Origin of the sequence: Exiguobacterium sp. A1_3_1 (assembly GCF_048985645.1) — a bacterium.
GTDB lineage: Bacteria > Bacillota > Bacilli > Exiguobacteriales > Exiguobacteriaceae > Exiguobacterium_A > Exiguobacterium_A indicum.
Genome location: NZ_WBYY01000095.1, coordinates 1 through 11856 on the forward strand (window position 1 = coordinate 1; position 11856 = coordinate 11856).

General features: G+C 48.4%; 15 protein-coding genes. 4 read left to right on the forward strand and 11 right to left on the reverse strand.

The window, feature by feature from the left end:
• The coding region (locus F8N00_RS10975; protein ID WP_421018211.1) for a VOC family protein at positions 1-132 on the reverse strand (132 nt) is incomplete at its 3' end.
• Positions 133-253: 121 nt separating this feature from the next.
• On the opposite strand from F8N00_RS10975, the gene F8N00_RS10980 reads away from it, so the two are divergent.
• Positions 254-604 carry a winged helix-turn-helix transcriptional regulator gene (locus F8N00_RS10980; protein WP_058265500.1) on the forward strand — a complete coding sequence of 117 codons (351 nt, stop codon included), beginning with the start codon at positions 254-256 and terminating at the stop codon, positions 602-604.
• 103 nt (positions 605-707) lie between these two features.
• Positions 708-1490: a nucleotidyltransferase domain-containing protein gene (locus tag F8N00_RS10985; RefSeq protein ID WP_421018207.1), complete on the forward strand. Its 783-nt coding sequence runs from the start codon at positions 708-710 to the stop codon at positions 1488-1490.
• Between the two features lie 254 nt (positions 1491-1744).
• Here the strand turns inward: F8N00_RS10985 and F8N00_RS10990 are convergent, their stop codons facing one another.
• Positions 1745-3205: an MDR family MFS transporter gene (locus F8N00_RS10990; protein ID WP_421018208.1), complete on the reverse strand. Its 1461-nt coding sequence runs from the start codon at positions 3203-3205 to the stop codon at positions 1745-1747.
• Positions 3206-3350: 145 nt separating this feature from the next.
• On the opposite strand from F8N00_RS10990, the gene F8N00_RS10995 reads away from it, so the two are divergent.
• The gene (locus tag F8N00_RS10995) at positions 3351-4166 is read left to right on the forward strand and encodes an SDR family NAD(P)-dependent oxidoreductase (protein WP_023467637.1); all 816 of its coding nucleotides are present in this window, start codon (positions 3351-3353) and stop codon (positions 4164-4166) included.
• Between the two features lie 43 nt (positions 4167-4209).
• On the opposite strand, the gene F8N00_RS11000 is transcribed toward F8N00_RS10995, so the two are convergent.
• The 7 genes from F8N00_RS11000 to rnz are packed head-to-tail and all read right to left on the reverse strand — an operon-like array spanning position 4210 to position 8961.
• The gene (locus tag F8N00_RS11000; RefSeq protein WP_323679066.1) at positions 4210-4581 is read right to left on the reverse strand and encodes a hypothetical protein; all 372 of its coding nucleotides are present in this window, start codon (positions 4579-4581) and stop codon (positions 4210-4212) included.
• A gap of 27 nt (positions 4582-4608) precedes the next feature.
• Positions 4609-5172 carry a hypothetical protein gene (locus F8N00_RS11005; RefSeq protein WP_050678517.1) on the reverse strand — a complete coding sequence of 188 codons (564 nt, stop codon included), beginning with the start codon at positions 5170-5172 and terminating at the stop codon, positions 4609-4611.
• Positions 5169-6122 (reverse strand): ATP-binding cassette domain-containing protein, encoded by a 954-nt coding sequence (locus F8N00_RS11010; protein ID WP_421018209.1) that lies wholly within the window; start codon positions 6120-6122, stop codon positions 5169-5171. Before F8N00_RS11010 ends, F8N00_RS11005 begins: the two co-directional genes overlap by 4 nt.
• Positions 6058-6777, reverse strand: coding sequence for a hypothetical protein (locus tag F8N00_RS11015; RefSeq protein WP_029341143.1), 720 nt, complete (start codon positions 6775-6777; stop codon positions 6058-6060). Before F8N00_RS11015 ends, F8N00_RS11010 begins: the two co-directional genes overlap by 65 nt.
• Positions 6755-7159 (reverse strand): DUF4430 domain-containing protein, encoded by a 405-nt coding sequence (locus tag F8N00_RS11020; protein WP_023467632.1) that lies wholly within the window; start codon positions 7157-7159, stop codon positions 6755-6757. Before F8N00_RS11020 ends, F8N00_RS11015 begins: the two co-directional genes overlap by 23 nt.
• On the reverse strand, positions 7156-8052 hold the full coding sequence (locus F8N00_RS11025) for a hypothetical protein (RefSeq protein ID WP_029341141.1): 897 nt from the start codon (positions 8050-8052) through the stop codon (positions 7156-7158). Before F8N00_RS11025 ends, F8N00_RS11020 begins: the two co-directional genes overlap by 4 nt.
• Positions 8053-8055: 3 nt before the next feature.
• Positions 8056-8961 carry a ribonuclease Z gene (rnz, locus tag F8N00_RS11030; protein WP_058712926.1) on the reverse strand — a complete coding sequence of 302 codons (906 nt, stop codon included), beginning with the start codon at positions 8959-8961 and terminating at the stop codon, positions 8056-8058.
• 108 nt (positions 8962-9069) lie between these two features.
• Between rnz and F8N00_RS11035 the strand changes: the two genes are divergently transcribed.
• Positions 9070-9249, forward strand: coding sequence for a hypothetical protein (locus F8N00_RS11035; RefSeq protein WP_023467629.1), 180 nt, complete (start codon positions 9070-9072; stop codon positions 9247-9249).
• 62 nt (positions 9250-9311) lie between these two features.
• On the opposite strand, the gene F8N00_RS11040 is transcribed toward F8N00_RS11035, so the two are convergent.
• On the reverse strand, positions 9312-10436 hold the full coding sequence (locus tag F8N00_RS11040) for a M20/M25/M40 family metallo-hydrolase (protein WP_421018210.1): 1125 nt from the start codon (positions 10434-10436) through the stop codon (positions 9312-9314).
• Between the two features lie 229 nt (positions 10437-10665).
• The gene (locus tag F8N00_RS11045) at positions 10666-11619 is read right to left on the reverse strand and encodes an aromatic acid exporter family protein (protein ID WP_058265131.1); all 954 of its coding nucleotides are present in this window, start codon (positions 11617-11619) and stop codon (positions 10666-10668) included.
• Between the last annotated feature and the right edge of the window lie 237 nt (positions 11620-11856).

Sequence of the window (11856 nt, forward strand, 5' to 3'; positions counted from 1 at the left end):
GAGCACCGTCAACTGATCCGTTTGCGTTAGCACGCGTAATCCGAGTGACGTTGTATAAAATGAAATCGAACGGTCGAGGTCCGTGATACGCAAGCGAACAGGACCGAGTGTGATTTGTGGATGAATGGACATGTTGTTTCCTCCTTCAATGAAATAGCTCGTATCCCTATTATTACGCGGAAGCGATCGAAGCGGAAGTAGGCACGAATAAGTGGTATAGTATCCTAAACGATACCATGAAGGAGGAAGACCGATGGAAGAGACACCAAGCTGTCGCGTCGAGACAGCGCTCGAAATCTTGACCGGAAAATGGAAGCCGTCGATTTTACTCGTCTTGATCACACACGGAACGCTCCGCTTCAGTGAACTGAAACGACAATTGCCGAACATTACGCAAAAAATGCTGACGGCTCAACTGCGTGAGCTCGAACTGAACGATATCGTCCATCGCGAGATTTATCAAGAAGTCCCACCCCGTGTCGAGTACTCTCTGACGGATTATGGTCGGACGCTCATTCCAGTTCTTGACGCGATCAATGCATGGGGTGAACAACACGTCCTTCATCTCGAACAGAAAGAAAAACTCGCTTCTGCTTCCCAATGAGAAATCCATTTCGATGTGATTTCTCATTTTTCATGGAAAAACCTGTCTATTTTCCCGTATACTGACGTAATAGACTTCTGTTTTTAGAAAGGAATGAGTCCTCATGCATCAACTTCATGCGATCGAGCAACTGGTTGCTCGACTCAAACAAGATCCTGCAGTCGAAGCTATCTTCTTGAAAGGATCTTTTGGACGGGGAGAAGAAGATGTTCATTCAGACATCGATCTATACTGTCTCGTCTCAGAAGAACGTCAAACAACATTCTTATCGCGTCGTTTGTCCCACCTTTCTGCTTATCGTTCAATCATCTGGAAAGATGAGATTGATATCATCGCCCCACAAATGATCGTCGTCTATGATGATCTGCTACATATCGATTTGTTTACGGTGACGCTTGATTCACTGAACCATAAGGATCAATTACGTGTCTTGTATGATCCACAAGAACAGTTGACGGACTTTACGAATACTTGCGACTTAACGCTTTCTGCTCAGGAAGCGACTGACGAAGCGATCGATGCTGTCTGGTTCTTGTTCCAATATAAAAAAGCAGCAGCACGGGGAAATGACTTATGGGCAGTCGAGATGCTCCGTAGTGCCTTGATCAAGTACGCAAAAGTATTACTCCATCATCATGCTCCTGAACGAGCGCAACTCGGATTAAAGACGATTCCGACAACATTGCCAGACCATCCACGCCTTGCTCTTGAAGCGGTCTATGACGTCTTGACACCCGCAACGCACGCTGAAGCGGCTCAACGTTATCTAGCATGTCTAGAGACTGAACGGAACACGCTCGACCAGACGCTCGCCTCTCATCCAGAGACGCTCGCTTTACTCGATCGATTAACGCCTGAACTCTCGATCCAACAATCAGGACGGTAACAAGAACGGGCTGACTCAAAAGTCAGTTTCCACAAAGATAAGAGTATCAGAATGATGATCTGCCACCCTTATCTCGTAACAAAAAGAATGACGCGTCACACGCCACTCCTACAGGAACAAGCGCATTTATGCGCTGTCAGAGACGAACAAGACCCGCTTTCCTACTTCAACGAAGCAGGAAAACTGGCTTGTGTCTCTCCTGAGGAAAGGGCGTGAAAAGACGCGTCATTCTTTTTTTTGAGTCAGCCCCTTCATTACGATCGTGGATCGTCAGGTCGAACTTTCGGTAAACGCCATGTCATCGCAAACGCAAGAATCGCACAAAGAACGCCACCGATAAAGACGTAACGTAGTCCATGTGATAACGCGAGTTCTGCGGCATACTGCACATCCTGTCCGAACGTTTTTGCCGTACTCGATTGGAAGAATGGATCAATCGCGTACCCTGAGAGCGTGTCCGACGCTGAAAACGAACGAAGGATGGATAGGTTGAAGATCGTACCGAAGATCGCAACACCGAGCGTCTGTCCCGTCGTACTCAAGAACGAGTTGACGGCCGTCGCTGAGCCACGAAGTGACCAATCGACGGAAGTCTGCAGGACGACCATGAAGACGGGTTGTGAGAGACCAAAACCAATTCCGATCAGCGAAACGGCAAGATAGATGAAAACATCACTTGATTCGTGCGTGATCAACGATAAAATCACTGTACCGACGATCAGCAGTCCCATTCCTGTCATCGTCCGATACCGGGGTGAGGCGACACCAATCGTCCGTCCACCGATAATGGCGGTCAGTGTCCAAAAAAGCGACAGTGGCATCAACATGAAACCAGCTTCGGTCGGACTCTTGCCGAGTACCCCTTGGGCAAAAATCGGAATATACGCTGACATCGAGACGAGCACCCAGGCGGAAAAGAAGACCGCTAAGTTGATCACGAGAATGACCGGATGGCGAATGACTGCTGGTGGTAAGAGTGGATCGCTCGCCTTTTTCTCGACCCGATAGAACGTGAACAATAAAACGAAACTAATGAAAAAGCTGGCTAGAATGATCGGACGCAAGAACGTCTCCGACTCACTTCCCGATAATAAGCCGTAAAGAAACGCACTCATCCCGAGCGCAAACAATAACGCACCCCGGTAATCGATTTTCCGCTGCGTTTCACGGACCGTCTCTTTGTAGTAAACGACGATCATGAAGAACGACAATAACGCAAACGGTACGTTTAGTAAGAAAATATACCGCCACGAAAGCGATTCGACGAGGAATCCACCGACAAGTGGTCCAGCGACACCTGAGATTCCCCAGACAGCGCTGAGCACTCCTTGGATTTCCCCCCGCTCCTCATATGTATACAAATCCCCAATGATCGTCATCGCGATCGGCAATACAGCTCCTGCCCCGATTCCTTGGACGGCGCGGAAAACGATCAACATCTCCATCGATTGAGCGAGTCCACAGGCTAACGAAGCGACGGTGAAGACGCCGATCCCGAATAACAGAACCCGTTTTCGACCATATAAATCTGCCATCTTTCCGTAAATCGGTGTTGATACCGCCATGAACAACAAGAACCCAGCAAAGATCCAACTGACTAATTTCGCCCCGTTCAATTCACTCGCCATGACAGGTGTTGCTGTTGCAACGATCGTCCCCTCGATCGCGGCTAAAAACGTCGCGAGCAACAAGGCGACGGTTACTTTTTTCCTCATCTGTTCCACTTCCCCTCTACTGTTCTATCATACTGGTTGGACCAGTGATAAGAAAAGTAAATGCTTACGAAACAGGATTCGCGGGAACGGTATGGAATGGTATACACTAGACTCAGATTCACGATTTCGAATGGAGGAATGTCCTATGTTACGAAAAACGGCACTGATTACCGGTGCATCGGGTGGAATCGGACTGGATCTCGCTGTCCTCGCGGCGCGAGATGGCTTCGATTGTGTACTCGTTGCCCGCAATGAGAAGAAATTGAAGGAACTTCAACAGGTCCTTGAAAAACGCTATCAGATCAAAGTCTATGTATTCGCTGCTGATTTATCACTAAGCGACAGCGTTGATCGTCTCGTGCAATACTTAGAGGAACAAGAATTGACAGTCGATCTATTGTTCAATAACGCCGGCTTCGCCACGTCAGGACGCTTTGCGGAAATCGATCCAACAGAAGACATTAACTCGATCCAGGTCAACGTCGTCGCCTTGACGGATTTGACGAAACGTCTCTTACCAGGAATGGTTGAACGTGGCTTCGGACGCATCCTGAATGTCGCGTCGGTCGCTGCCTTCATGCCAGGACCTTACATGAGTGTCTACTACGCAACGAAAGCCTATGTCCTGTCGTTCTCGGAAGCACTTGCGACAGAAGTCGACGGCTCGGGTGTCAGTGTGACTTGTCTCTGCCCGGGACCGACCGATACGAACTTCTTCGACCGGGCGAACATCACGCTACCATTCAAGAGTATGCCGTCACACCTCGTTGCCTTCGCCGGGTACCGTGGCATGCTCAAAGGACGCCGCGTCGTCGTTCCAGGTGCAAGCAACCGCGCCATGGTTTCCTTGTCTCGTCTCTTGCCACGCCGTCTCCTGACAGAAGTGACAGGTCGAATTCAAGATCCTGCTCGCCAACAAGAATCCTCGACAGAAGAAGAACTCCTGTACGCGAATTCATGAAAAAAACGGAAGGACCAGATAGCTGGTTCTTCCGTTTTTGTATTTATGCCTCATGATGACGAAAACGCCGCGTCGCATAACGTTTGACGCGATCAAAGGTCGTCGTATAGCGATACAGATAACGAATGACGAGCGCACCCGTGATCGAGACGATGTAGCCCGTCGATAAGACGAGTAACCAGGAGACAATCGCGAGGAACCATGAACTCTCGAATCGTAAATGTTGCCAAAGTAATCCTTCTGATGAGGTAATGAGCATGGCGCTTGGGAAGATGGCGGCAGCAAGTAAATAACAAGCAGCATAACGTCCTCTAACCGTACCTTTCATCAACAGAATACTGCCAAACACTAAGCCGACACTCGAGACGATGAGCAACATGACGACATAAGCAAGCGAAATCGACGATCCCAGCATATGCCTTCCCTCCTGTTCGGTATGTTACTATTCTGTACCCCTCTTTTCATCGAATGAATGCATAATTCGTAAAAAAATCGGAAACAATATCCAAATGAATATCGCGTTACTGAATCCGTGAAGCATATCAAACGTTCCCCCGGCTACAAGCAGTGTCAAAAAAGCTTGCCACGAGAATCCGGTCAATACCAAGAACCCGAGATTGCTCACCCATCCGTATAAGAAACCAGCTAGAAATCCATATCCAGTCAATACGATCCGGTAACGAAGAAACGGAACGAATCCTAAACTGGCAATCGTTGCATACGCCAGCGCCTGAAAGAGGACGAACGGACCGCTTCCGAGAAATAAGCTCGTTAACACAACGACAAGCATCCCAGAAATGGCTCCGACGATCGGATGGATGAATACGGCTAATAATAAGACGAGTGCCGTTGCCGGCTGGACGTTCGGCAAACTAGAAAACAACAATCGTCCGACGATTGCCGCTGCCGTGATGATGGCGATGAACCGTAATCGTTGATCCGTCATCTGAAGTCTCTCGAACATGACTAAAAACAGACAAACGATTAGAACCGTTGCGACGATCATACGAACAACCGACTTTCTTGTAAAAAATGCTTCGTCGGTCCATCGAAAGCAACCTCTCCGTGCACGAGATAAATGACCCGTTGTGCTGCCCGAATGAGAACTGGATCATGCGTCGCCATGACGATCAGATTCGTCGGATTCTGCTTCCACGATGCGACAAAAGCCATTCGTGCGCTGTCATCAAGTCCAGCCGTCGGTTCATCAAAGTAATAGCTGTCTTTACTCCAATCGATACCGTCCAAGAGACGTTTTTTTTGCATCGTAAAACTACCACTTCGATCGTCTAATGGCGCAAGCATCGGATGCGCTGGTACATAATGCGTCTCCCCCGACCGCCGGACTTTTCCGTATAGCGGTCGCTCGACACCGAGCGCAAGCCGTAGTAACGTCGATTTCCCACTACCATTCGCACCGACGATCGCAATGCGTTCACCTTGATGAAACGACAATTTTTCTGTCATGAGTGCATAGCGTGTCTGTAACGGATAACGGTGTTGGACGTTTTCAATCCGATTCAGGATACGACCTGTCAGTTCAGTGGCGCGACTCGTGATCGACAAGTCGGATTGTATCGTCATCGAGCAATGGATCTGACAACCAAACCGTCGTTCGATTTCTTCAAGCAATCCCATTAATCGCTTTCGCCTGACATGATCAAGAAAGAGAAACGGTTCCGACAAGAACAGGGTCTTTGGTGACGAAGACAACGCATGACCGAGACCGACGAGCTGTTGTTCTCCGGAAGAGAGCTCACTGGACTCCGCTTCAAAAAAAGCTTCTAGCCCAAGCAAGGTCGCGAGTTCTCCTGCCCGAAACAAGGAACCCGTCGCCAGAAGATCTCGGACACGTCCATGAAGCAACCGCTCGGGTGTCAAGACCGGTTGTTCATGTTCGCCCGCCTGTTGACGTAGTCGCTCTTCGCGATCGGTGTCGGTATACATGATAGGCATCCCGGATTCCCCCTTTTGTAAATAATAGCGCTATAGGCAAAATCATCGCCGGAATGATTGCCCATGGTGTCAGACAAAGAGCCAGTCCTGCCGCAAGCAATAAACCTATCTGAACATCACGTCGCGTGATCGGTCTTAAGCGAGACGGCACCGCTTCGATCGGTACGATATGATAGGCGGCCATCCGCTCCAGTCGAACAGCAAGCGACGTATCCGGATGACTCATCTTGACTTCGGGCCAAGTGCGTAAGAAAGACGGAATCAGCGCCAGCACCATCCCCGTCAATCGTGTCAATCGAGGTAAGAAACGAAACAACGGTCCCATCTGATCGAGTCGAACCAACGTAAAAATCCATTGACTCGACGTGATGAATAGCGTCACTTGGACCGTCGTTTCATAAATCGCTACTGTGTCAATGCTTGCACCATAAAGAAGCGGGACACACATCATGACCGCATAAAGAGCCGGGAGGACTAAATAGCGAAACACAGTCCGTTCTTGAACGAATAAAAACAAGAGCAGATGATAGACGACGATCACTGATTGATCATGTGTGAGGACGAACGGGATCGTAATCATCCCGATGAAAAAGAGAGCGACGTTCACTGGGTGAAGTCGCTCCCGTTCTGGCTTACTCAAAATAAGCCATTGCATCTTTTTCAAATCGCCATTCGAGACGATCTCCTTTTTTCAGTTCATAACTTCCGGCACCGACTTCGCCTGGTTTGCCATTGACTCCGAAGACCCAGCCACTACCTGCTCCAGCTGATTTCTCTCGAATCCCATCGACTGCCGTGACATATGCCATCTCACCTTTACCTGTTTTGACGACATCGAGCGTCGTATCTTCCAGTGCATCCAGTGCTGTATCGTTTTCGTTCAAGCATACGTCTTTATTAAACAACGTCTTATCCTTGACGTGATCCACGACCGATACCTTGACTTCCGCCTCACAAGACGCTGTTTGTTGTTCCTCTTTTGCTTCCGCGCAACCGGCAAGTAACACGATACTTGCAGCAAATAGCCATTTTTTCATCGTACGACTCCTTTTCGCCTTGATGTCTCAAAGCTGTAATTGTATAACAGAATGGTTTTATTTCGTAAGGATTGACCGTCAGAACGGTAATACGTCAGACGGACCGCATTCGCTAAGACATCGTCTCCTGTATTGACGTACGGAATCAATTTCCCTTCGTCATCAATCAAGAAGACCGTTGCATCCTGTAGACTAAACGTTTCATAGAGCCCATCGAGATCCATCTCGACATAGGGTGTTTTGGAATCATGTAAAATCTCATGAATCGAAAGCTTTCGCAACGTCTCAAACGATTGATTCGCATCAATCAGTTTCTGGTAATACGACGTCAACGATTTTGTCGTCAACTCTTCACGTGGTCGATAGGAAATCGTTCCCGTCAGCTCCTGATAACTCACATCGTAACGAATGAAACGTTTCGGTGTTTCGACGAGCATCTCAAACGAGGCGTTCCTGAGATTCCCGCCCCGATCGAACATCAACTGACTTTGTTCCATCCGCAGCCCCTCTTCACCGACACGTCGTTCGATTTGAGAAAGGAAATTGTCGAATGAGTCATCCGTGATCGTCACGCGACCAATCTGTTGTGTCTCTTCCCGCAACATCCCACCATCAAACGGACCGAGAAAGAGTTGGAACAGGAAGAATAAGAACCCAAAGAGTGCCATGTACCGTTTATAACGCGAGTTCTTTTTCGGGTGCAGGACGATCAGGAAAATGATGATGCCGAGCGGTAACTGAATATCATAGACTGGAAACGACACGGCACCGAGACACGCATAAAAAACGAACTTCATGTACAAGTATTTTTCTTTTTCCGTCCGACGTTCGAGCAAAAAACCTAATCCGCTAGCAGCCAGTAAAAAGAGTGCCCATAAAATGAGAAAGTCCATCGTCTATCCTTTGACCGGGACGACCCGGTGATCAAACATGAGATGGCTGTTCGCGAATACTTCTCGTGCCTCTTGTTCCAGTACTTCCTCTTGATCGACATAACGAGCGGATACGTGCGTCAATAGAAGCTTTTTCGCTTGTGCCGTTTCTGCAATGACAGCTGCCTGTCGAGCGGTCGAGTGACCGAAGCGTCCCGCATGTTCGATTTCCCGATCGGCAAAAGTCGCTTCATGAACTAATACATCAACATCTCGCGCCAGTTCGACCGAGGCCGCGCACGGCATCGTATCGCCAAGAACAGCTAGCTTGACACCCGGTTTTGGTGACTCTAAAAAGTCGGACGATGGATAGACCGTTCCATCGAATTCGAAGGTTTCTTCCAGTGTGATTCGGCGATAGATCGGACCGGATGGCACTCCTAGTGCCTTCAGTGCATCCACACGCAAGGCGCCTCTTTCCTCGGGACCTTCGAGTCGATAACCGAACGCCGGGAAACGATGCTCAAGCGACCGCACCGTCACGCGGAATCCGTCCTGTTCATAGGTTTGACCGTCTTCGACTTCAACGATCCGGAGTGGATAACGTAGATATGTTCCTGTGATGCGTAATGTCGCGTCCATCCATTCTTTGATCCCGGTCGGTCCATAGATCGTTAGCGGTGTCGTTCCTTCCAGCGCTGCTCTTGTGCTAATGAACCCCGGTAACCCAAAGATATGGTCTCCGTGTAAATGGGTGATGAAGATCGCGTTGACTTTTCGTGGCTTGATCGGGCTGTGTAAGATTTGATGTTGCGTCGCCTCTCCACAATCGAACAACCATGTCATTTTGGGGTGTAACAAGGCAATCGATGTGACGTTTCGTTGTTTCGACGGCATACCGGCTCCTGTCCCTAAAAAATAAAATTCCATCTTTTTCCCCTTTTCGTAAAATTAGCATTTTTTATACACAAAATACACCTTTCTTCTGTTGAAGCATGGTAAACTGTACCTATTCAGATTTGGAAGGTGGTTTTTTCCATGACTAAGATTGAACGGACCTACGCCCGCATCGTCCGGGAAGCCCGCAAACTGAACGAGAGTTATCGGCAAAAATACGGAAAGTCGATTCAAATCGATGAAATCGCTTCGACCTTATTATGTACAGAAGAACTCGTTCTAGAGTCTATGGAATATGTTGATCGTCCTCAAGTAGTTTAATCGTACAATGATAAAGAGTGTACCGCAATGTTGCGGTACACTCTTTTTTGTGTTTCATCAGCTTATTTGTTCGTGATGTAATCGACTAGCGTCACGCAAAGTTCCGCTGTTTTGACGAGTTCTTCGATCGGCATCTTCTCATTCGTCGTGTGGATATCTTCATATCCGACCGCCAAGTTGACCGTTGGGATACCAAAACCAGCAATGACGTTGGCATCTGATCCGCCACCAGAATGTAAGAGGCGTGGCGTGCGTCCGAGTTGTGTGATCGCTGCTTTCGCGACTTCGACGACTTGATCTCCATCCTCGAACTTGAAGCCTGGGTACATGACTTTGACTTCGACTTCAGCACGACCACCAAGCTCTGCTGCCGCTTCTTCGAACGCCGCTTTCATCTTCTCTGTCTGTGCTTCCATCTTCGGAGCGACGAGTGACCGTGCTTCCGCGAAGATTTCGACATAATCACAAACGATGTTCGTTGATGGACCACCACCGCTGAACCGTCCGATGTTCGCTGTCGTCTCTTCATCAATCCGACCGAGCGGCATCTTCGCGATTGCTTTCGACGCAATCGTAATCGCCGAGACACCTTTTTCCGGTGCTACACCAGCGTGCGCTGTTTTCCCGAAAATCTTCGCATTGACTTTTGCTTGCGTTGGAGCAGCCGTAATGATGTCTCCGACTTTTCCATCTGAATCGAGTGCAAAACCGTAATCGGCATCGATTTTTGATGGGTCAAGCACCATCGCACCGACAAGTCCAGATTCTTCACCTACTGTGATGACGAACTGAATTTTCCCGTGAGGTTGTTTCGTTTCATTCAATACATGCACGAGTTCGATCAGAGATGCGAGACCTGTTTTATCGTCTGCCCCAAGAATCGTTGAGCCGTCCGTCTTGACGTAACCGTCCTCGATGATCGGTTTAATGCCTTGACCCGGGAATACCGTATCCATATGGGAAGTGAAATAAATTTTATCGACGCCTTCTTTTGTTGCCGGAAGCGTGACGATTAAATTGTTTCCTTTATGTTCCGTCTTGGATGAAGCGTCATCCTCGAACACATCACATCCGAGATCCTCGAACGTTTTTTTCAAATGGGCACAAATCCGTGCCTCCTCTTTTGATTCCGAATCAATCTGGACAAGTTCTAAAAACGTATCTAATACACGTTGTTCATTGACCATGACAAAACCCTCCTCCTAATATGTTTCAATCCATTAGCGCTTTTTTAGTATACCATCCCCATCGTCATTTGCACTTCTGAAAGGTTGTTTGTACAATGGCAGTAATCAGTTGATGTAAGAGAGGAGTAGTGGATATGGCAAAACCATCGAAACAACAACGTATCATCAAATGGACAACGATCGGGATCTTAGCAATCTTCCTGATCGGTACGTTCGCCTCGACGATGTTTTATTTCTTTTGATTGACGTAGCGTTGTTTTAAACGTAAATACTGCTCCGCTTCTTGTAGCATGTGCAGTAAGGCAGAGCGGACCTCGAACTCCTCCCGCGTGACGGGTAAGGCAGAGGCACGAAAACGTGTCAATAATGCCTCGAGTTCTGAAATGTACACCATTGCGTCGGCTTCAGGTCGGACATTGTCACCAATCGTCCGAAAGAAGTCGGCGACTTTTTTTCCTTCTTCGACGACGAGGACGAGTTCCTCGGCATGATGGACGATACCGCGTAGTAACTCGAATTGTTGTTCGCGCATCCGGAAGTAGGCATAATCTTCGTCATCGTTCCGACGACCGATCGCGTTTCCCATTCGTTTTAAGGCGGCATCTTTCCCTTCACGTAACAGACGTTCTGTCTCGTCAAGCGTCAACGCATGATGATTGACCCGCCCTGTCTCGATCGCAGCCGCGACTTCAAAAAATAAGGCAGCGATCCGTTGATCAATCTTTTCTCGTCGGTCGTCGATCAACAAATCGAGACTTGGCATGTACATGTTGACAAGCAATCCGACACCAACACCAATGCCAAGCAATAAGGATTCGTTCAATAAGATGTGCGCGTTGAGCTGACGTTCCGTATACAAATGTGTCAGAATGACGACACTCGTGATGAAACCGTCCTGAAGTCGGAGGCGTTGAACGGATGGAAGGAATAAAATGAAATAGATCAATAACGTCACCGGACGATAGCCGATAACCTCGAATAGAATGAATCCAAGCACGGTGGCAAGTAATGATGCCATGATGCGTTCGTAAGAAGACCGGAACGTCTTCTTTCGTGTCGACTGGATGCTCAAGATGGCGATGATGGCCGCGAAGACGTAATAGTCGAGCTTGAGTTGTTCTGCGATCCACATCGCGAGCGCAGCAGCGACCGCTGTCTTCAGCGTGCGATAACCGATTTGCAACAGGTTCACCCCCTTTTGTTTTTCTTTGTTAGACTACCTACGTTGGACACGAATGTCCATTGCTTTTTAAAGGACGTGATTTACTTTGACGACACGCACTATCCGCCCCGGTCGCCCCGTGCGCCGGACCGGTTCGATAAAAGGATTACTTTTTTTCTTCCTCATCGGAGTTCTCTTGTTCTTTTGGCTCCGCGAGGAACCGAAGACCGTCTTAACCCTGTCTCTTATACACATCTC